Source organism: Janthinobacterium sp. 17J80-10, from assembly GCF_004114795.1.
Lineage (GTDB): Bacteria > Pseudomonadota > Gammaproteobacteria > Burkholderiales > Burkholderiaceae_D > Paucimonas.
The window spans coordinates 1,067,789-1,087,987 of the sequence record NZ_CP035311.1 but is presented as its reverse complement, the minus strand read 5'-3'; the positions used below and the strand labels follow the sequence as shown (position 1 = coordinate 1,087,987).

Annotated in this window: 15 protein-coding genes; 9 read left to right on the top strand and 6 right to left on the bottom strand. The window is 61.6% G+C overall.

All coding sequences use genetic code 11. The features are described 5' to 3' along the window. The first annotated feature begins 184 nt into the window (after positions 1–184). Genes EKL02_RS04875 through EKL02_RS04850 form a run of 6 tightly spaced genes read left to right on the top strand, consistent with a single transcriptional unit; the run spans position 185 to position 7,614 of the window. Entirely contained in the window at positions 185–853 is a 669-nt protein-coding gene (locus EKL02_RS04875) for a TetR/AcrR family transcriptional regulator (RefSeq protein ID WP_128900995.1), read from the top strand. Further along, positions 847–2,040 (top strand): efflux RND transporter periplasmic adaptor subunit, encoded by a 1,194-nt coding sequence (locus EKL02_RS04870; RefSeq protein ID WP_128900994.1) that lies wholly within the window; start codon positions 847–849, stop codon positions 2,038–2,040. Before EKL02_RS04875 ends, EKL02_RS04870 begins: the two co-directional genes overlap by 7 nt. Before the next feature lie 25 nt (positions 2,041–2,065). Next, positions 2,066–5,242: an efflux RND transporter permease subunit gene (locus tag EKL02_RS04865; RefSeq protein ID WP_128900993.1), complete on the top strand. Its 3,177-nt coding sequence runs from the start codon at positions 2,066–2,068 to the stop codon at positions 5,240–5,242. Positions 5,243–5,299: 57 nt separating this feature from the next. Next, complete coding sequence (locus EKL02_RS04860; RefSeq protein WP_128900992.1) at positions 5,300–5,965, top strand: protein-L-isoaspartate O-methyltransferase; 666 nt, start codon at positions 5,300–5,302, stop codon at positions 5,963–5,965. Positions 5,966–5,975: 10 nt separating this feature from the next. Beyond that, on the top strand, positions 5,976–6,299 hold the full coding sequence (locus EKL02_RS04855) for a rhodanese-like domain-containing protein (RefSeq protein WP_128900991.1): 324 nt from the start codon (positions 5,976–5,978) through the stop codon (positions 6,297–6,299). 25 nt (positions 6,300–6,324) lie between these two features. After that, positions 6,325–7,614: a TolC family outer membrane protein gene (locus tag EKL02_RS04850; RefSeq protein ID WP_128900990.1), complete on the top strand. Its 1,290-nt coding sequence runs from the start codon at positions 6,325–6,327 to the stop codon at positions 7,612–7,614. Between the two features lie 21 nt (positions 7,615–7,635). Here EKL02_RS04850 and EKL02_RS04845 read toward each other — a convergent pair whose 3' ends face one another. The 4 genes from EKL02_RS04845 to EKL02_RS04830 all read right to left on the bottom strand — a co-directional run bounded on the left by EKL02_RS04845 (position 7,636) and on the right by EKL02_RS04830 (position 11,004). After that, positions 7,636–8,127, bottom strand: a complete 492-nt coding sequence (locus EKL02_RS04845) for a GDYXXLXY domain-containing protein (protein WP_128900989.1) — start codon at positions 8,125–8,127, stop codon at positions 7,636–7,638. Continuing rightward, the gene (locus EKL02_RS04840) at positions 8,120–9,265 is read right to left on the bottom strand and encodes a DUF4401 domain-containing protein (RefSeq protein WP_128900988.1); all 1,146 of its coding nucleotides are present in this window, start codon (positions 9,263–9,265) and stop codon (positions 8,120–8,122) included. The genes EKL02_RS04845 and EKL02_RS04840 overlap by 8 nt, the downstream gene beginning before the upstream one ends. Continuing rightward, entirely contained in the window at positions 9,262–10,236 is a 975-nt protein-coding gene (locus EKL02_RS04835; RefSeq protein ID WP_128900987.1) for a DUF2157 domain-containing protein, read from the bottom strand. Before EKL02_RS04835 ends, EKL02_RS04840 begins: the two co-directional genes overlap by 4 nt. 123 nt (positions 10,237–10,359) lie before the next feature. Beyond that, positions 10,360–11,004: a TetR family transcriptional regulator gene (locus EKL02_RS04830; protein ID WP_128900986.1), complete on the bottom strand. Its 645-nt coding sequence runs from the start codon at positions 11,002–11,004 to the stop codon at positions 10,360–10,362. Between the two features lie 210 nt (positions 11,005–11,214). Here EKL02_RS04830 and EKL02_RS04825 point away from each other — a divergent pair, with 210 nt between their 5' ends. Genes EKL02_RS04825 through EKL02_RS04815 form a run of 3 tightly spaced genes read left to right on the top strand, consistent with a single transcriptional unit; the run spans position 11,215 to position 16,961 of the window. Further along, positions 11,215–12,417, top strand: coding sequence for an efflux RND transporter periplasmic adaptor subunit (locus EKL02_RS04825; RefSeq protein WP_128900985.1), 1,203 nt, complete (start codon positions 11,215–11,217; stop codon positions 12,415–12,417). Between the two features lie 12 nt (positions 12,418–12,429). Next, the gene (locus EKL02_RS04820; RefSeq protein ID WP_128900984.1) at positions 12,430–15,579 is read left to right on the top strand and encodes an efflux RND transporter permease subunit; all 3,150 of its coding nucleotides are present in this window, start codon (positions 12,430–12,432) and stop codon (positions 15,577–15,579) included. Beyond that, on the top strand, positions 15,576–16,961 hold the full coding sequence (locus EKL02_RS04815) for an efflux transporter outer membrane subunit (protein ID WP_128900983.1): 1,386 nt from the start codon (positions 15,576–15,578) through the stop codon (positions 16,959–16,961). Before EKL02_RS04820 ends, EKL02_RS04815 begins: the two co-directional genes overlap by 4 nt. Before the next feature lie 66 nt (positions 16,962–17,027). On the opposite strand, the gene EKL02_RS04810 is transcribed toward EKL02_RS04815, so the two are convergent. Together EKL02_RS04810 and waaA are read right to left on the bottom strand one after the other, a co-directional pair. Further along, positions 17,028–18,686: a sensor domain-containing diguanylate cyclase gene (locus EKL02_RS04810; RefSeq protein WP_128900982.1), complete on the bottom strand. Its 1,659-nt coding sequence runs from the start codon at positions 18,684–18,686 to the stop codon at positions 17,028–17,030. Positions 18,687–18,899: 213 nt separating this feature from the next. Then, positions 18,900–20,183, bottom strand: coding sequence for a lipid IV(A) 3-deoxy-D-manno-octulosonic acid transferase (gene waaA / locus EKL02_RS04805; RefSeq protein ID WP_128900981.1), 1,284 nt, complete (start codon positions 20,181–20,183; stop codon positions 18,900–18,902). Positions 20,184–20,199: the final 16 nt, after the last annotated feature.

The following is a 20,199-nucleotide window of genomic DNA, read 5'->3' as shown; positions in this document are numbered from 1 at the left end:
ACGCATTCGACTCATGATCCGCCACTGATAGAAAGCAACAAGCGCGATTCTACTTGCATTCATCGGCACAGGCGAACCGGCGTTATACCCGGCGAATCCGGGCGCCCGGAAAAAAATGCGACTTGACGACCGGTAAAATGCATTTTACATTACTGACTCGTTAGTAAGTTATTGAGTTGCCTTCATGCAATGTCCTCTTAAAAGCAAGCGTTGGGAACGCCGCAAGGAAGCCCGGCCACAGGAATTGCTGGCCGCCGCGCTGGACTTGTTTGTCGAACGCGGCTTTGCCGCGACGCGCCTGGATGATGTCGCTTCCCGCGCTGGCGTGTCCAAGGGCACCTTGTACCTGTACTTCGCCAACAAGGAAGATCTGTTCAAGGCAGTGGTGCGCGAAAACATGCTGCCCATGATCGGTGAAGCCGAAGACATGATTGCGCAACACCAGGGCGACAGCGCCTCGTTGTTTCAGGAAATCATGCTGGGTTGGTGGGACCGGGTGGGCAACAGCAAGATTTCCGGCATTCCCAAACTGATCATGGCCGAGTCCGGGAATTTCCCGGAAGTGGCGCGTTTTTATTATGAAGAAGTCAGTTCCCGCGTCAGCGGCATGATCTTGCGCGTGCTCGAACTGGGCATCGCACGGGGAGAATTCCGTCCGATCGATACCCGGCATGCCTTGCAAGTGGTGATCGCCCCCATGGTCATGCTGATGCTATGGAATCAATCGTTTGGCGCCTGCCAGATGGAACAGATTTCGCCGCAAGACTACCTGCGGACCTATATCGACATTTACTTGCGCGGCTTGCTGCAGGATCCGGGCATGCCGTTGCCGCCACCGAGAATGCCATGCTGAAGCGACGCACAATCTGGATCCTGGCGCTGGCAGGCTTGCTCGCACTCGGCGCAGGCGCCGTGGCAATGAAAAAACGCCAGGCTGCCGCACCGGTCCAGCCCCCCCTGACCAAGGCGCCACCTGCGCTGGAATTCCTGCCGGGCGATATCACGCAAGTGCAGCCGCACGAATTGCGCCAGGTGCTGCAATTGTCGGGCGCGCTGCGCGCCGTCAACCAGGCGCAAGTCAAGGCCAAGGTGGCCGGCGAAGTCCGTGAAGTGCTGGTGCGCGAAGGCGAAGCGGTAAAAGCTGGCCAGGTGCTGGTAAAAATCGACGCCAGTGAATACCAGGCGCGCCTGGAACAGGCCAGGGGCAGCCTGCACGCTGCGCGCGCCCAGCTGGCCATCGCCACCAAGGCCCGCGAAAATAATCGGGCGCTGGTCGCCAAGGGCTTCATTTCGCAAAATGCCTTCGATAACGCTGCCAGCCAGTACGACATCGCCCATGCCAACGTCGAATCCGCGCAGGGCGCACTGGATGTGGCGCAAAAAGCCCTGACCGACAGTGTCGTGCGCGCGCCGATTGCCGGGGTAGTGGCAAGCCGCTCGGTGCAGCCGGGCGAAAAGGTTTCGGTCGATGGCCGCCTGCTGGATCTGGTCGACCTGCGCCAGCTGGAACTGGAGGCGGCAGTGCCAACCACTGACATCCTGCAGATTGCGCCCGGCCAGCAAGCCGAGGTGCGGCTGGAAGGCTTGCCTGCCGCGCTGACCGGCAGGATCGTGCGCATCAACCCGCTCACCCAGGCAGGATCGCGCTCGGTCATGACGTTTATCCAGGTCGACAATCCGCAAGGCATGCTGAAAGCCGGCATGTTTGGCCAGGCCCTGATCACGCTGACCAGCAAGCCAGGCGTACTGAGCGTCCCTCCAGGCGCCATCCAGGATCAGGCCGGCAGCACGGTGGTATACGCCATTGCCGATGGCGAATTGCGTCAGCAACGCGTGAAAGTCGGTATGCGCGGCAATGATGGCAAAGGCGAAGCCGTGGAAATCCTGGAGGGCCTTGCGGCCGGCAGCCTGATTGTCAACAGCAATCTCGGCAAATTGCCGGAGGGCGTCAAGGTGCGCCTGGCACAGGGTGGCCAGATCGCGCCATCGCCTCCTCGCGCGGCTACGACAACCGTCAGTGCCACGCCGGCGGCGCGCTGACGCCAGGATGAAAGACTGAGACGCCATGTGGTTCACCCGCATCAGTATTGCCAACCCGGTCCTGGCCACCATGATGATGCTGGCCTTTGTGGTGCTGGGCCTGTTTTCCTATCAGCGCCTGCCGGTCGACCAGTTCCCGGATATTACGTTTCCGGTCGTGGTGGTCCAGACCGACTACCCGGGCGCATCGCCCGAGACGGTCGAATCCGATGTCACGCGCAAGGTCGAGGAAGCGGTCAATACCATTAACGGCATCAACAGCCTGACCTCGCGCTCCTATGAAGGCGCCTCGGTCGTCATCATCGAATTCGCCCTGACGGTCGACCCGGCACAGGCGGCGCAAGATGTGCGCGAAAAGGTGGCGCTGGTAAAGGCGGTTTTCCGCAAAGAGGTCAAGGAACCGCGCGTCACCCGTTACGATCCGGCTGACCGGCCGATCTATTCGGTGTCGGTCGCCAACGATGCCCGCAATGGCCGCCATACCATGCGCGAACTGACGGTGATTGCCGACCAGGTCGTCAAGAAACGCCTGGAAAACGTCCGAGGCGTCGGTTCAGTGACCTTGGTCGGCGGGGTCATGCGCGAAATCAATATTTACATCAAGCCGACGGAAATGGAAGCGCTCGGCATCGGCGTCGACCAGGTCATGAACGCGCTGCGCAATGAAAACCAGGAATTGCCGGCGGGCGCGGTGCGCTCGCTCTCCAGCGAAAACGTCGTGCAGGTGCAGGGCAGGATCAAGAATCCGGCCGACTTCAACCGGCTCATCGTCGCCCGCCGCGGCGGCCAGCCAGTATTGCTGTCGCAGGTCGCCACGGTTGTCGATGGCCAGCAAGAACAGGAAAACCTGGCGTTGTACAACGGCCAGCGCACGCTGGCGCTGGACATTCTCAAGGCGCAGGGCCAGAACACCATCGAAGTCGCCGATGGCCTGGCCGCGGCAATCCGGGATTTGCAGCCGACCCTGCAAGCGCTGTACCCCGGCGTAAAACTCGAAGTCATCAAGGACAGTTCACGCCAGATCCGCGTGGGTGTCGAAAATGTGCGCAAGACCCTGTTCGAAGGCGCGGCGCTGACCATCCTGATCGTCTTCCTGTTCCTGAATTCCTGGCGCTCGACCGTGATCACGGGACTCACGTTGCCCGTGGCGCTGATCGGCACCTTCCTCTTCATGCACATGTTCGGTTTCACCATCAACATGATCACGCTGATGGCGCTGTCGCTGTGCGTGGGCCTCTTGATCGATGACGCCATCGTGGTGCGCGAAAACATCGTGCGCCACGCCGGCATGAAGGTCGATGGCGCCTACAAGAGCCATCGCACGGCAGCCCTCGAGGGCACGGCAGAAATCGGCCTGGCGGTGCTGGCGACCACCTTTTCGATCGTCGCGGTATTTTTGCCGGTGGGCTTCATGGGCGGCATCATCGGCCGCTTCTTCCACCAGTTCGGCATCACCGTCACCGCTGCGGTACTGATCTCGATGTTCGTGTCGTTTACGCTGGACCCGATGCTCTCCTCCATCTGGCCCGATCCGGCAGTCCACGGCGAGAAAGGCACGCGCCGCGGCTGGTACGCCCAAACCATCGGCCGCGTGCTGGAACAGTTCGAACGCCTGGTGCAATGGCTGTCCGATACCTACCAGGTGTTGCTGAAATGGTCGCTCAAGCATCGCAAGACGACCCTGGCGATCGCTGCCGCCACCTTCCTCGGCGGCTTCCTGCTGCCGGCCAGCGGCCTGATCGGATCGGAATTCGTGCCACAGGCGGATTATTCGGAAACCGGCGTCACGTTCTACACGCCGGTGGGCTCTTCCCTGGAACTCACGGAAAGCAAGGCGCACCAGGTCGAGGCGATCCTGCGCGAATTTCCCGAAGTGCGCGATTTGTACACCACCGTCAATACCGGCAATGCCCAAGGCAAGAATTATGCGACCATTTTCGTGCGCCTGGTGCCGCGCAGCGAACGCAGCCGCAGTGCCAGCCAGATGGCGGGCCCCTTGCGCGACCGCCTGGCCCACGTGGCAGGCATTACAGTCACGCATATCGGCACGCTGGATGGTGTGGGCGGCGACAACAAGCAAATGCGCCTGTCCATCCTTGGCCCGGATCTCACCCAGCTGGCCCGGCTGTCGGAGCAGGTGCAGGAGAAATTGCGCGCCATTGCCGGTGTAGTGGATATCGATTCGAGCCTGAAATCGCAAAAGCCGACAATTTCAGTGACACCACGTCGCGATATCGGCGCCGACCTGGGCATTGGCGTAGGACAGATTGGCGCAGCGCTGCGCCCGCTCCTGGCAGGCGAAGCCGCCAGCAACTGGCGCGCTCCGGATGACCAGAATTACGATGTCAACGTCCGCCTGGCGCCCACCGACCGCAACAGCATCGAGGACCTGTCGCGCCTGATGCTCGGCAGTACGCAAACCAATGCCGATGGCACGCCGAAAATGGTGCCCTTGCGCCAGGTAGCCGAAATCACCCCGGCAGTCGGCGCCAACCAGATCAACCGGCGCGACCTTAACCGCGAAGTCGAGCTGTCGGCCAATGTCGTCGGCCGCTCCGCCGGCCAGGCCAGCGCGGAAGTCAAAGCGGCCCTGCAATCCCTGGACTTGCCGCCCGGTTACCGCTTTCAGGTGGGGGGTGCTGCCAAGAACATGCAGGAATCCTTTGGCTATGCCGTGGGCGCGCTGTTGCTGGCGATAATTTTCATCTATATGATCCTGGCATCGCAATTTGCCAGCTTCCTGCAGCCGATTGCCATCATGTCATCGCTGCCGCTGACCCTGATCGGGGTTTTCCTGGCGCTGCTGCTGTTCCGCTCGACGCTCAACATGTTTTCCATCATCGGCTTCATCATGCTGATGGGCCTGGTGACCAAGAACGCCATCCTGCTGGTCGATTTCGCCAACCAGGCCAGAAAACAGGGCATGGCGCGCGCTGAAGCGCTGCTCGAAGCGGCACACGTGCGGCTGCGGCCGATCCTGATGACCACACTGGCGATGGTGTTCGGCATGGTGCCGCTGGCCTTCGGCCTTGCAGAAGGTTCCGAGCAGCGTGCACCGATGGGCCAGGCGGTCATTGGCGGCATCATTACTTCGTCGCTGCTGACGCTGGTGGTAGTGCCGGTGATGTACACCTACCTGGATGACTTTGCTGCCTGGGCCAAGGTCAAATTTGGCGGACGTCCTCTTGAAGACCCCATTTGATAAAATGAGGGGTTTCAAGCAAGACCTTATTCCATTTATTCGCAGTGAGCCCATACCATGAACATTGAACAAGCCCGCTTCAACATGATCGAGCAGCAGATCCGCCCCTGGGATGTGCTGGACCAGGACATCCTCGAGCTGCTGCTCGTGGCCAAGCGAGAAAACTTCGTGCCGGCCGCCCACCGCAACCTGGCCTTCATGGATACCGAAATTCCGCTGCCTTGCGGACAAAGCATGTTTACGCCCAAGCTGGAAGCGCGCATCCTGCAGGAAGTCGCCTTGAAAAAACACGAAACCGTCCTGGAAATCGGCGCTGGCTCCGGCTACATGGCAGCACTGCTGGCGCTGAAGGCACGCCATGTCACGACCGTCGAAATCGAGCCGGAACTCAAGGCGCTGGCCGAACAGACCCTCGCCGCCAATGGCATCACCAACGTCAAGGTTGAACTCGGCGATGGCGCCCACGGCTGGGCCGGCAGCGGCAGCGAAAGCGCGCCCTATGACGTGATCGTGATTTCCGGCAGCCTGCCTGTGTTGCCCGACGCCTTTCTGCAACAGATCAAGATCGGCGGTCGCATCCTTGCCATCGTTGGCGAAGCGCCCGTGATGTCGGCCGTGCTGGTCACGCGCGTCTCGGACACGGCATTCAACACGATCAAGCTGTTCGAGACCAATGTTCGGCCGCTGAAAAATGCGACCACCCCGTCCCACTTCCGTTTCTAGGACATACGGCATGCAACACCTCACCGCCCCTGAACTGGCTGCCTGGCTGGCAGACGCTTCGCGCGAGCCGCCGCTGTTGCTCGACGTGCGCGAGCCCGGCGAGTTCGCCTTTTGCCACATCGAGGGCGCGGTGCCGATGCCGATGCAAAGCGTGCCGGCCCGTATGACCGAACTGGACGAGGAAGCGCCGGTAGTCTGTATTTGCCACCATGGCATGCGCAGCATGCAGGTGGCGCGCTTCCTGGAGCAGCATGGCTATGCAAACGTCATCAACCTGACCGGCGGCGTCCATGCGTGGGCGCAGCAGGTCGATCCCGAAATGCCCACGTATTAACCCGGATAGTCCGACGGAGAATTGAATGCGCCCTACCCTGATTGCAACGCTGCTTGCCGGCAGTTTCCTGTCTTTGAATGCCCATGCGCTGGACTTGCTGCAGGTATACCAGGAAGCGCTGGCCAATGACCCGGTCTATGCCAGCGCACGCGCCACACTGGCAGCCGGACAGGAAAAGACTGTCCAGGGGCGCTCGTTGCTGCTGCCGCAGGTCGCCGCATCCGGCGCACGCGCGCGCACCGAACTGGGGACGGGCGCAAATATTTACAACAAGAGCTACGGCATTTCGCTGTCGCAACCCCTGTTTAACTGGGCAAACTGGGAGCAATTCCAGCAAGGCAAGCTCGCCTCTGCCGTGAGTGAAGCGCAGTTCGCCCAGGCGCAGCAAGACTTGATCGTACGCGTTTCGCAAGCCTATTTCGACGTACTGGCGGCGCAGGATACCCTGGCTTCGGTCCAGGCGCAAAAAGTCGCCATCACGGAACAACTGGCTTCGGCAAAACGCAACTTTGAAGTCGGCACCGCCACCATCACCGATACTCATGAAGCGCAAGCCCGTTATGACCTGGCGCTGGCGCAGGAATTGGCCGCCCAAAGCGACCTCGACATCAAGCGCAACGCGCTGCAGCAAATCATTGGCAAGCCGGCCGGCGAACTCGCGGGGTTGCGCCCGGGCGTGCAGATCACCCCGCCCAAGCCGGCACAAATCGAACCATGGGTCGAAAGCGCAGAACAACAGAATTATGGCGTTGCCAGCCAAAAGCTGGCGCTGGAAAGCGCCCGCCGGGAAATCGGCAGGAATCGCGCCGGCCACATGCCTACCGTAACGCTGGAAGCCGGCCGCAACTATAGCGACCGCGCCACATCCGTCACGAACCCCTCGGGATACTCGAACTCGGCCCAGGTGCGATGGACCGTGCCGCTGTTTTCCGGTTTTGGCACAAGCAGCCGCGTGCGCGAAGCCATCGCACTGGAAGACAAGGCCAGGAACGACCTGGAAAATGTCCGCCGCACTGCAGCCCAGGGCGCCCGCCAGGCTTATCTGGGCGTCACCAGCGGCCTGGCGCAGGTAAAGGCGCTCGAAGCGGCAGAACGTTCGAGCCAGTCGGCCCTCGACTCGAACCGCCTGGGCTACCAGGTCGGCGTGCGCATCAACATCGACGTGCTCAACGCCCAGCAGCAGCTTTACACGACCCGCCAGAATCTGGCCAAGGCGCGTTATGACACGATCGTCAACGGCCTGAAGCTGAAGTCTGCCGCCGGCTCGCTGAAGGAAGATGACCTGGCGCAGGTCAATGGGCTGCTGAAGTCCTGATCACGGCGCCTGGGCACGGTCTTATCGCGCCACGCCCAGCCGCCTGAACTGCGCATCGCGCATCGCATCCAGAATCATCTCGCCGCCTGGCGCGACGCGGAATTCGCCGTAGCGCGCCTTTTCGTACAGCGTCCCCTGCCCTTCCTGGAAAAAGAAGGCATTGGTGGCGAATTTAACCTGTTCGTTGCGCACGCGGTAGCGCAGAAGCAATTCGTCGGCGGCGAGCGGCTTGGCATCGGCAAAGCGGCGCAACTTGCCTACGCCATTGGCATCCAGCGTCACCACCAGATGGCCGTCATTCAGTTTGGCGCGCCTGTTCCAGGGGAACGCCTGGTTGGCGATGGCAAAATTCAATGCCATGTAATCGCCCTGCATCAGCGAGCGCGGGTCGACCGGCGCCAGTTCCAGCAAGACCACCTTGCCGTCGCGTAGAAGATGCTCTCGCTGATAGATGGTGAAATTGACCAGCACCAGCATGATGATGCCTGCTGCAATTGCAATCCATTTACGCATGACTGCCCTCCGCATTGCCGAAATCGATCGAGGCTGCCGCATCTGCGGCAGCTTCTGCGCCGGAGTCGTGCGGGGAGATATTGTTGGCCAGAGAACGCGCGCCCAGCAACATCACTCCGCTGGCGGCCAGGATCCCTGACTTGACCAGCAGCGTGACGTTCAACGCATAATAGAAATGCGAAAGAAAGCCGAGCAGCGCACAGATTCCCAGTCCCATCAGCACACGATTGCCGCAGGCAAAACCCAGCAACAGGATCAGCATTGCCGTCGCCAGCCCCGGCGCCGGCACCGAGACCAGTGCTACCAGCACCGCCGCGCCCAGCGCGGCCAGGCCGCTGCCGCTGACCAGGGAAACGCCTGTATCACGCAGCAGATGCGCCACGGCGCCCACCAGCACAATCCCGACCAGCACGGCAGCGATCCAGCCGCTCCAGGCAAGCAACCATTGCGGCACGGCCCACCACACAGCATCGTAACTGTGCCGAAAAACCCGGAACCAGCCAAAACGCTCGATCAACTCTACCACCAGCACGGCAAGAACCCAGCCGTAGCCAAGCGGACGCCACAATGTACCCCGGCCCGCCCAGCGGCGCGGCTCCAGCCAGGCCATGGCCATGCCAGCGCCCAGTAGCGCCGGGACGAGCATGCCAAGCTCCAGCCGGTTCAGCGCCAGCGCCAGTGCGATGGCAGCGGCAGCGCTGGCCACCACGCGATGCACGAAATTCGGCAGCAGCAAAGCCAGCGCCAATTCGAATGCAGCGCACGCCAGCCAGGCCGATGCGGCAGCCGTGCCGAACGCTTCGTTCATGCCGATCATGAACAGGCCCTGGCCGGCCATGCTGACCGCAAGCGCGAACTGCGTGGCGACATCCTTGTCCGGGGCCATGCGAAAGATGGCATAAGCCGCCCCGCAGCATAACGCCGCGAGCGTCACGGCAGCCGCGGCGTTATCCATGACAAAGTAGAAGCCGGCGCCAACAAAGCCTAACAGGAACAGCGCACCGATCCAGCCAGCGATGCCCAGCATGGCGCGCACGTACCAGGGAGAATCTGCATGTGCAGGCAGCGGCATGTCACCTTCGACAAGAGCGCGCTCCTGCAAGCGCCGCCACAAAATTTCGGCAGATAGGAATGTCATTTTTCCACCTCGCTTGCCACGGATTTAAGCCACATGCCGCCGGCAGCCGACATGCCGATGACGACCAGGCCGATGAACAGGAAACCACCCGCATCAAAATTACGCAATACATGGCGCGCCAGGAAAGTCGTCGCCACAACAATGGCCGCCAGCACGCCGCCGGCCAGAATGAACAGATCCTGCTGGCGGCTGCGGTAATAGAAAAAGGCAGCGGTCATCCAGGCGCACCAGGCCAGCATGGCCCAGCCAGACCCGCCATGGCGAAAATCGAGAATCGCCAGCACGGCCAGGGTAGTGACGGCGCCGCCGCTGGCGGCGGCTACGATGCGCACCGGCCAGCGTTCGCGCAGCCATGCCGCACCGCTGCGGCCAGCCAATTCCCAGGCCAGCAATGCCGCCGTGTTGACGGCAAACACCGCCCATATGCGCTGCTCGGTATCGAACAGCCAGCCAAACAAGCCGCCCAAGGTGCGGAAATGCAGATAAGCGGCAAGATTGACCAGAACCAGCCACAACAACCACAGGGCGCCGAACCGCCCCAGCACGACCCATGGCAGGATTGCCACGGCCCAGACAGCGAACAATTCCCACGGGTCGGCGCCGGTCTGGTAAGTTTGTCCGACCAATGCCAGCAAGGCGCCAGTCAGCAGGCTGGCCAGCAGCAGCACGGCCTTGCCGCCTGCCCTGTCAAGGCTGAGCCGCCAGGAACTCGCCAGGCTGACGAGGAGCAGCAATTCGACCAGGCCGAACTTGGCGAAACGACCCATGTCCTGCCAGTTATAGGCAAAGAAAAAAACCACGGCCGCGCCGCAGGACACGGTGCCGATCCAGAGCATCAAGCGGTCGAGAAAGGAGCGCCAGTCGTCGCCTCCCGGGATCATGCCGGCCAGACGCAGCGCGTGCGCCGCCTCGTGCGGCCGCAACCGGCCCTGTGCCATCCAGTCGAGGATGGCCGTACGGGTATCGTTCATGCGTACTCCTTGTAGGGAAACAGTCGCCGGATCATAGCAGACTTGCAACCCCGTTCCAGATTCCGCATGCACGGTACCGCGTCGCGATACCTGAAGTATCGCCCATTGCCCGCCAGCTGCCGCCTAGATTCGCCCGGAGCGCCGTAACGACGGTGCCAGGCGCAGGATATCCATGCAGGCGTCGACGAACTTTTCGGCATCCTTGCCCAGGTCAAAACTGCCGGGCGAAATCAGCCAGTTGCTGAGCAGCCCCCGCCAGCTGGCCTGGAACAGGATGGCAGCAAGCCTGGCATCGAGGTCAGCCGGCAACTGGCCGCGCGCGATGGCATTTTTCAGCGTCAGTTCGATATTGCGCGCGCCGGTATTGAGGATATCCTGCTGAAGCGTGACAAACTCCTGGGCGGCATCGCTGTATTCGCAGCGGTGAAACAGAATGCCGAATACCTTGCGGGCGTGCAGGTTGCTTGCGGCTTCATGCAATACAAAAAGACAGGTTGCGCGCAGTTGCCCGAGCGGATCGTCAGCGCAACTGTCGGCACTGGCCTGCACCATTTGCGCCATCGGCAAACGCACGCGTTCGCACATGGCGTCGAACACATCGATCTTGTTCTTGAAATGCCAATAAATTGCGCCGCGCGTGACGCCGGCGACGCCGGCCAGGTCGGCCAGCGAAGTGCGGGCCACACCCTGTTCGTAAAACACATCCTCGGCGGCGTCGAGAATCCGTTTGCGCGTTTCCTGCGCCTCTTCCTTGGTTGCCCGTGCCATATCCTGGTCCATACCTGATGCTCACACCGCCCGGCACGGGCGATTTACAACATCCGGCACAAATATACATACATGATTGAATGTATATATATAATACAGTGCCAGTTAGCAATTAGCCAAAAACAAACCCCATCCGCCTGGTCAGGCTGAAACTCTTTTGCCATGCACTGACGTTGTCCGGCGGCGCCACCACTACCGTACGAGCTCGCCATGATTTCTCCCGGTCGCCTGACCCCGATTGCACTGATCATCACTGCTATCCTGCTTACTGCCTGCCTTGATCGTACCGCAGCCAGCAAGGCCCCTGCCGCCACGCCGGCGGCAGACGTAGCCACCCTCACGGTGACACCGCAGCGACTGGCCATCAGCACCGAATTGCCCGGCCGCCTGGAAGCCGCACGCATCGCTCAGGTACGGGCGCGCGTGCCTGGCATCGTGCTGCAACGCGTTTTCCGCGAAGGCAGCGACGTCAAGGCCGGCGACGTGCTGTTCCGTATCGATGACGCACCCTTCCAGGCAAATCACCAAAGCGCACAGGCGGCACTGGCCAAGGCCGAGGCCAACCTCGCCCAGGTCAGCCTGAAAGCACAACGTTATGCAGCGCTGGTGGAAACCAATGCCATCAGCAAGCAGGAATACGACGATATCAGCGCGGGGCAAAAACAGGCAGCGGCCGACGTCGCCACGGCCAAGGCGGCGCTGGCGTCCGCCCGACTGAACCTCGGACACGCCACCGTGACTGCGCCGATCAGCGGCCGCATCGGCCGCGCCCAGGTGACCGAAGGCGCACTGGTCGGCCAGAACGAGGCAACGCCGCTGGCCATCGTCCAGCAGCTCGATCCGATCTATGTCAACCTGACTCAGTCCAGCGCAGAGGTATTGCAACTGCGCCAGGCGCTGGCAGCCGGCCAGATAAAAGGGGTAGGCCGCGACGAAGCCAAGGTCAGCCTGCTACTGGAAGATGGCCGCCCTTATCCGCATCCGGGCAAGCTGCTGTTTTCCGATATCTCGGTCGATGAAAGCACGGGTGCTGTGGTGCTGCGCGCGGCCTTCCCCAATCCGGATCGTCTGCTGATGCCCGGGCTTTTCGTACGCGCACGCCTCGAACAGGCCGTCAGCGAAAACGCCATCGTCGTGCCGCAGCAAGCGGTGCAGCGCAGCGCCGACGGGGCCAGCGTGATGCTGGTGGATGCCGGCGGCAAGGTCATCCCGCGGAAAGTCCGGGCCGACCGAAGCCAGGGCGATTCCTGGGTCGTCAGCGAAGGCTTGCAGGCAGGCGACCGCGTGATCGTCGAAGGCATGCAGAAAGCCAAGGCGGGCACGGTGGTCAACGCGGTTGCCTGGACTGGCGCTGGCAGCAATGGCGGCGCCAGTGGCAAGCCTGCTGTCCTGCAAGCCAAGGCCCCACGCTAAAGGATTACCGTCATGGCAAAATTTTTCATCGACCGCCCGGTCTTTGCCTGGGTCATCGCGATATTCATCATGCTGGCCGGCCTCCTGGCAATCCGTGCGCTGCCGGTGGCGCAATACCCGACCATCGCCCCGCCCTCGGTCGTAATTACTGCCACCTATCCCGGTGCCACCGCAAAAATCCTCGACGAAAGCGTCACCAGCCTGATCGAACAGGAAATGAATGGCGCCGACGGCTTGCAGTACATCGAGTCGGAAAGCCAGTCCAATGGCACGGCCCAGATCACGGTGACTTTCGTGCCGGGCACCAACCCGGACCTGGCCGCGGTCGACGTGCAAAACCGCATCAAGCGGGTCGAACCGCGCCTGCCGCAGGCAGTGTTGCAACAAGGCGTGCAGGTCAACAAGGCACGCAGCAACTTCCTTTTGTTCATCAGCCTGGTTTCCACCGATGGCAGCCTCGATCCCGTGGCGCTGGGCGACTACCTGTCGCGCAACGTGCTCAACGAAATCAAGCGCGTGCCAGGCGTCGGTCAGGCGCAGCTGTTCGGCACCGAACGTGCCATGCGCGTCTGGATCGACCCGGCCAAGCTGGCCGGCCTGAAGCTCACCCCCGGCGACGTCAGCAGCGCCATCCGCGCACAAAATGCGCAAGTCTCGGGCGGCACCCTGGGTGACTTGCCCAGCCCTGGCACGCAACCCATTTCGGCAAGCGTCGTAGTTTCCGGACAGTTGGCCAGCGCCGAGGAATTCGGCCGCATTGCCCTGCGCGCCAACCAGGATGGCTCGGTGGTGCGCCTGTCCGACGTCGCTACCATCGAGATCGGCGGCCAGACCTATGCCACAGCCTCCCGCACCGACGGCAGCCCAAGCGCCGCAATCGGCGTGCAGCTCTCGCCCACCGCCAATGCGCTCGGCACTGCCACTGCAGTGCGCGCCAAGATGGAAGAACTGAAGAAATTCTTCCCGGCCGGCGTCAAGTACGAGATCCCCTACGACACCTCGCTGTTCGTCAAGATCTCGATCAAGGAAGTCGTCAAGACCCTGGCCGAGGCTGTGCTGCTGGTCTTCCTGGTGATGTACCTGTTCCTGCAAAACATCCGTTACACCCTGATTCCCACCATCGTCGTGCCGGTGGCGCTCCTGGGCACGCTGGCCACGATGCTGGCCTTCGGCTATTCGATCAATGTGCTGACGATGTTCGGCATGGTGCTGGCGATCGGCATCCTGGTCGACGATGCCATCGTGGTGGTAGAAAACGTCGAGCGCATCATGAGCGAGGAAGGCCTGTCGCCGCGCGAAGCCACCCGCAAGGCCATGGGCCAGATCACCGGCGCCATCATCGGCATCACGCTGGTGCTGATCGCCGTATTCATCCCCATGGCATTCTTTGGCGGCGCGGTCGGCGCGATCTACCGCCAGTTCTCGCTGGCGATGGTGTCCTCCATGGTGTTCTCGGCGATCATGGCGCTGACGCTCACGCCGGCCTTGTGCGCGACCATACTGAAACCCGTGGAAGCAGGCCATCACCATGAGAAATCCGGCTTCTTCGGCTGGTTCAACCGGCACTTCCTGCGCGCCTCGAACGGCTACCGCAGCACGGTTGGCAAGATGCTCGGCAAGTCGCTGCGCTACATGGTGATCTATGCCCTTATCATCGGCTGCGTGGCGCTGCTGTATGCGCGTCTGCCATCGTCCTTCCTTCCCAGCGAAGACCAGGGCTTTCTCATTACCAACATCCAGTTGCCGCCGGGCGCCTCGACCCACCGTACGCTGGAGGTGGTCAAGCAGACCGAGGAATACTTCCTGAAACAGCCCGGCGTCGAGCACGTCATCGCCGTGCTCGGCTTCAGCTTTTCCGGACGCGGCCAGAATGCAGCCCTGGCCTTTGTACCGCTGAAGGACTGGGACGAACGCGGCCGAGACGATTCCGCCGGCGCGATCGTCGACCGCGCCAAGGGTGCCCTGTCGAAGATCCGCGACGCCATCATTTTCCCGGTCAATCCGCCGCCGATCCGCGAACTGGGCAATGCCACCGGTTTCACGTTCCGCTTGCAAGACCGCGGCGGCCACGGTGCCGAAGCGCTGCTTGCCGCGCGCAACGAGCTTCTCGGCCTGGCGTCGAAAAGCCCGGTGCTCAAGGGCGTGCGTCCGGAAGGCCTGGAAGACACGCCGCAACTGCGCCTCGACATCGACCGCGACAAGGCCAGCGCGCTCGGCTTGAGCTTCGCCGACATCAATACAACGTTGTCCACTGCGATCGGGACGAGTTATGTGAATGACTTTCCGAACCAGGGCCGGCAGCAGCGTGTGATCGTCCAGGTCGATGCGCCGCAGCGGCTGCGTCCGGAAGACTTGCTGAAGCTTTACGTGCGCAACAGCAAAGGCACGATGGTGCCGCTGTCATCCTTCGCCACGTCGCGCTGGACTACCGGCCCGGTGCAACTGGTACGCTTCAACGGTTACCCGGCATTCCGCATTTCCGGCGAAGCTGCGCCCGGCCGCAGCACCGGCGACGCGATGGCAGAGATGGAAAAGCTGGCGACGCAATTGCCTACCGGTTTCGGCTACGAATGGACCGGCCAGTCGTATGAGGAAAAGACCTCCGGCTCCCAGGCGCCGGCACTATTTTTGCTGTCGCTGCTGGCGGTTTTCCTGGTGCTGGCAGCCTTGTACGAAAGCGCCTCGATTCCACTGGCGGTGATGCTGGTCGTGCCGCTTGGCATTCTTGGCTCGCTGTTGGGGGCCAACATGCGCGACCTGCCCAACGACGTGTATTTCAAGGTCGGGCTGATTGCCATCATCGGCCTGTCGGCCAAGAATGCGATCCTGATCATCGAGTTCGCCAAGGACCTGCACGCGCAAGGCAAGGGACTGGTCGAGGCGACCCTGGAAGCGGCCTACCTGCGGTTTCGCCCGATCGTCATGACATCGCTTGCCTTTATCCTGGGCGTGCTGCCGCTGGTGCTGGCGTCGGGCGCCGGCTCGGCCAGCCAGCGTGCCATCGGCACGGGCGTCATGGGCGGCATGATCACTGCCACCGTGCTGGCGGTGTTCCTGGTGCCGGTATTCTTTGTCGTGGTCAGAAGAATTTTCAAGGGCAGCGAACGCCAGCGCCGCATGTATGCCGCGCACCTTGAACCAAACAATGGAGAACCAGCATGATCAAACCAGCGCTTTGCCTGTTGACTGCGGCCCTGCTGGCCGGCTGTACCCTGGCGCCGCAATACCAGCGCCCTGATGCACCTGTCGCAGCGAACTATCCGGCCGATGCCGCCGGCGCCGCACGTACCGCAAGCGACCTGGGCTGGCGCGAATTCTTCACGGACCAGCGCCTGCAAGCCTTGATCGCTTCGGCCCTGGAAAATAACCGTGACCTGCGCATTGCCGCGCTGCGCATCGATGAAGCACGCGCGCTGTACAACATCCAGTCCGCCGACTTGCTGCCAGGCGTGAATGCCCAGGCGTCCGGCTCGCATGCGCGCGTCGCCGCGGCGCTCTCCCCAACAGGGGCCTCGGTAGTCAGCCGCAGCTATCAGGTCGGCCTCTCCCTGGCATCGTTCGAACTGGATTTTTTCGGCCGCGTGCGGAGCCTGAACGATGCGGCCCTGGCCCAGTACCTGGCCACAGGTGAGGCGCGCCAGGCTGCGCAGATCAGCCTGGTCGCCGAAACTGCCAAGGCTTACCTGGCCCAACGCGCCTTTGAAGAACAATACGCACTGGCGCAACAAACCCTGGAAGGGCGTGAAGCCGCCTATCGGCTGGCCAAACAGCGCTTCGAGGTCGGCGCCTCGTCAGCGCTCGATCTGCGCCTCAACGAAACCCTGGTCGGCTCGGCGCGCGTGGCGCTGGCGACCCTGGCGCGCCAGCGCGCACAAGCGGGTAATGCACTGGCGCTACTGGCAGGCAAGCCGCTGGCCGATCTGCCAGCGGCACAAACGCTGCAAGGTCAGGGCATCATCGCGGAACTGCCGGCCGGCCTGCCTTCGGACCTGTTAACCCAGCGCCCCGATATCCGCGCCGCCGAACAGCGGCTGCAGGCAGCCAATGCCAATATCGGTGCTGCCCGCGCTGCGTTCTTCCCGCGCATTTCCCTGACTGCCGGCCTTGGCACTGCTAGCAATACCCTTTCCGGCCTGTTCGATGCCGGTTCGCGCACATGGTCCTTCGTGCCGCAAATGGCCTTGCCGATCTTCGATGCCGGCCGCAACAGCAATAACCTCGACCTTGCCCATGTGCGCAAGAATATCGCCGTGGCGGATTATGAAAAATCGGTGCAGGTGGCCTTCCGTGAAGTTGCCGATGCGCTGGTCGCGCGCGCCACGCTGAATGAACAACTGGAGGCACAGCGCATTGTCACGGAAGCACAGGCAGACCGCCTGCGCCTGGCGGATTTGCGGTTCCAGAATGGCGTCGCCAATTCCCTGGAGGTCCTGGACGCCCAACGTGAATTGTTTTCCGCTGAACAAGCACTGGTACAGACACGATTGCTGCGCCTGACGAATGCGATTGATCTATACCGTGCACTGGGCGGCGGCTTGCAGTAAGCCTGCGGCCGGACCGGTGCAATAACCATTCTCCGAAGTCAGCCGCGCGCCAGTCAATCGAACTGGTCAGCTGAACTCGACACAGTTGCGCCCTTTTTTCTTGGCAAGATACAAGGCCTGGTCGGCCCGTTGAAAAAACTCTTCCTCGGACTCGTTGGGCAAATGCGTTGCACTGCCGAGGCTGACCGTCACCGACAGCAAGCCGGCATGCGTCGGCACGCGCATGTGCTCGACGGCCAGACGCACCCGCTCGGCAAACTGCAATGCCCCTTCCTGGTCGCAGCACGGCAAAATCACCACGAATTCCTCGCCGCCATAACGGCACGCCATATCTTCTGCGCGCGCCAGGGCCGCGAGTTCCCGCGCCACCGCTGCCAGCATGTCATTGCCCGCACCATGACCGTAGGTATCGTTGAATTGCTTGAAATGATCGATATCGGCCACGATGATCGACAGGCCAAGTTGATCTGCACCACGCCTGGCTTCGCCGACGCGCCTGGCCAGCTCCTGCTGGAACGTGCGGAAATTGTAGAGTCCTGTCAGACGGTCGATCGATACCTGGTGCGAGAGCTCATCCACTTTATCCTGCAAGATCAGGTTCAGGCGTTCGATTTCGCGGTTCTGTGCCTGGCTCACTTCAAAGTGCTTGCTATTGGTGATTGCCGTGCCGAGAAATGCCGCGAGGTAGCCCAGCAACCGTATGTCCGATTCGCTCACCTCGATCTGCTCCGACAAGGTGCACAGGCTGATGACGCCAATCGGCCTGTGCTGATACCGGATAGGCAACATGAGCAGCGTGCGCATCGTTCCCATGACCGATAACAGGCGGCGGTCCTTGGCGGACATCGGCAGCGACATGATTTGTTGTACGTCGCGGAACAACAGGCTGGAATCGGAACAGAACACATGCGGCACGCCACCATCGGAGGAATCCGCGGAAAACGCCGTGACAGAGGAAAATTCGTACCAGCCAGTGCGCACATCCTCGTACACTGGATCCGAGACTGCCATGTATTCGCCGACCAGCACATCGTCTTTCAGCATGAAAAACGACACCATTTCAAAGCCAAAATTACGGAACAGCTCCTGCCGGAATAATTCGTAGATCTTCTGCGGCGACGTCAGATTATTGATTTCGACAATGAATTGCAAAAACCGGTCGTGTTCTGCAGTAACGGCCTGGGCCCGCTGGAATTCCGCCTTGCAGAGTGCATGCTCATGCGCATTGGCAATTGGCCGATAAAAAATCGCCATCAGTTCGAGCAACACTGCCTGGGCTTCGTCAAACACTGGCCCGCTGCAGCTCAGCAACAGCAGAGTGCCAAGTGCGGCACTTTCGGAATCCTGCGGATCAAGGAGCGGCAGCGCCGTCATGTCGGTCAGGTTCCAGGTTGCCAGCAGTTTCTTTTCCTGTTCGTCTGCCGTTTCTGCATCGGTGCTCATGACCTGACGGCTACGAAATGCGCGGGCATTCAAAAACCCGGAATCCAGCGAAATCCGGTAGCCGATATAGGTGTCGTTCAAAAACTGGAATTCCGGGGTGAACCGCACCTTCAGGCTGACCAGGTTATCGCAGCGCACGTCATGCAGGTTGATGATGAAACCATCCACCACCGCCAGGCACTGGACTTCCTCCTCCAGCAAGTCCAAGACCTTGTCCAGATCGCTGGTTTGACTCAGGCGCCGGTAAATGTCGTTCCTGTGCTGTTCCGCTATGAAAGCCATGCTTACGTCCTGGAATTTTAATTTTGTTTTGGCACGCTTGGCTTAGCTTATCACTGGAGCGGCAAGGCCAGCGTACTTTCCACTACTGTACAAAACTGGTAGCGGGTAAACAGGGCGAGGGTTGATTATTGCAATTATTATAACAATAATCAGTCACTGCCAGGTGGCGGAATCCGGGAGGTTTCCGGGAAGGGACGTCTTGTTTGCAGAAAGTCAGTCGATGCGCGGCGCGAGCAACGGCTTGAGCATGTCGATGGTCCTGGCGGTAGCGCCCCGGTGCTGTTCGGCGAATGCCTTCGCCTTCGCGCCCATCACGATGCGTTCAACGTCGGATTGCAGCAAACGGCGCGCCTGCTGCAGCATGACAGGGGCATCAGCGACGCGGAGGGCGGCACCCGCAGTGACGGCATCGTCACTGATGGCAAGGAAATTATGGGTGTGCTGCCCAATCAGCACCGGTTTGCCCAAGGCGCAGGCCTCGATCAGATTCTGCCCGCCAAGCGGCAGCAGACTACCGCCGATAAAGGCCACATCGCAGGCAGCATAGTAGGCAAACATTTCACCCATCGTATCCCCGAGCAGCACCTGCACTTCGGGGCCGACCCAGGCTGTGCCCAGTTCCGAGCGACGGCACAGCATGATGTTACGCAGCGAAACCAGACGTGCGACTTCATCGAAACGCTGCGGGTGGCGTGGCACGATGACGACCAGGACGTGTTGCAGATCGCATGCCTGCATTGCATCCAGGATCAATGCTTCTTCGCCCTCGCGCGTGCTGGCGCACAACAACACCGGACGACTGCCGATCTGGCCACGCAGGGCGGCTCCCTGGATCAGCATTTCCTGTGGCGGTGCGACATCGAATTTGATGCTACCGGTAACATGGACGTTAGTCGCCCCCATCTGGCGCAGACGGGCGGCATCGGCCTCGGTCTGGGCTGCGATGCAGGAAAACCCCTGCGCTGCTTCACGCATCAACCCCGACAGCCGCTGCGCCTTGGCCAGGGAGCGCTCGGACAGGCGGGCGTTGACCAGTGTCACCGGCACCTGATGGCGCACGCAAGTTGCGATCAGATTTGGCCAGACTTCGGTTTCCATCAGCACACACAGGCGCGGCTTGAAGTGATCGAGGAAGCGCCCCACCATCCAGCCGGTATCGTAGGGAAGGTAGCACTGCACGAGTCGCGCGCCATGCTTGCCAAACAATGCCTTGCCGGTAGCGCGCCCTGTCGGCGTCATGTGGGTCAGCAGTACGGTCGCCTGCGGGTAAACTGCCAGCAGGCTGTCGACCAGGGGTTCAGCTGCACGTGTTTCCCCCACCGACACGGCATGCACCCACAACAAATTGCGCTGGCCACCCGGCGCTATGCCACGGTAAAAGCCCAGCCGCTCGGCCACATGACGCCGGTAGCCGGCCTCGAGCCGGCCGCGCCACCACAGGCGCGCCAGCACCAGGGGCAATGCGACCCACCAGGCAAGCGAATACAGTAGGCGCATCAGTAGCGGGAACGTT

What these genes read in the sequence shown, in the direction of transcription:
- EKL02_RS04875 (WP_128900995.1), top strand. Translation starts at nt 185, where the DNA reads ATGCAATGTCCTCTTAAAAGCAAGCGTTGGGAACGCCGCAAGGAAGCC.
- EKL02_RS04870 (WP_128900994.1), top strand. Translation starts at nt 847, where the DNA reads ATGCTGAAGCGACGCACAATCTGGATCCTGGCGCTGGCAGGCTTGCTC.
- EKL02_RS04865 (WP_128900993.1), top strand. Translation starts at nt 2,066, where the DNA reads ATGTGGTTCACCCGCATCAGTATTGCCAACCCGGTCCTGGCCACCATG.
- EKL02_RS04860 (WP_128900992.1), top strand. Translation starts at nt 5,300, where the DNA reads ATGAACATTGAACAAGCCCGCTTCAACATGATCGAGCAGCAGATCCGC.
- EKL02_RS04855 (WP_128900991.1), top strand. Translation starts at nt 5,976, where the DNA reads ATGCAACACCTCACCGCCCCTGAACTGGCTGCCTGGCTGGCAGACGCT.
- EKL02_RS04850 (WP_128900990.1), top strand. Translation starts at nt 6,325, where the DNA reads ATGCGCCCTACCCTGATTGCAACGCTGCTTGCCGGCAGTTTCCTGTCT.
- EKL02_RS04845 (WP_128900989.1), bottom strand. Translation starts at nt 8,127, where the DNA reads ATGCGTAAATGGATTGCAATTGCAGCAGGCATCATCATGCTGGTGCTG.
- EKL02_RS04840 (WP_128900988.1), bottom strand. Translation starts at nt 9,265, where the DNA reads ATGACATTCCTATCTGCCGAAATTTTGTGGCGGCGCTTGCAGGAGCGC.
- EKL02_RS04835 (WP_128900987.1), bottom strand. Translation starts at nt 10,236, where the DNA reads ATGAACGATACCCGTACGGCCATCCTCGACTGGATGGCACAGGGCCGG.
- EKL02_RS04830 (WP_128900986.1), bottom strand. Translation starts at nt 11,004, where the DNA reads ATGGCACGGGCAACCAAGGAAGAGGCGCAGGAAACGCGCAAACGGATT.
- EKL02_RS04825 (WP_128900985.1), top strand. Translation starts at nt 11,215, where the DNA reads ATGATTTCTCCCGGTCGCCTGACCCCGATTGCACTGATCATCACTGCT.
- EKL02_RS04820 (WP_128900984.1), top strand. Translation starts at nt 12,430, where the DNA reads ATGGCAAAATTTTTCATCGACCGCCCGGTCTTTGCCTGGGTCATCGCG.
- EKL02_RS04815 (WP_128900983.1), top strand. Translation starts at nt 15,576, where the DNA reads ATGATCAAACCAGCGCTTTGCCTGTTGACTGCGGCCCTGCTGGCCGGC.
- EKL02_RS04810 (WP_128900982.1), bottom strand. Translation starts at nt 18,686, where the DNA reads ATGGCTTTCATAGCGGAACAGCACAGGAACGACATTTACCGGCGCCTG.
- waaA (WP_128900981.1), bottom strand. Translation starts at nt 20,183, where the DNA reads ATGCGCCTACTGTATTCGCTTGCCTGGTGGGTCGCATTGCCCCTGGTG.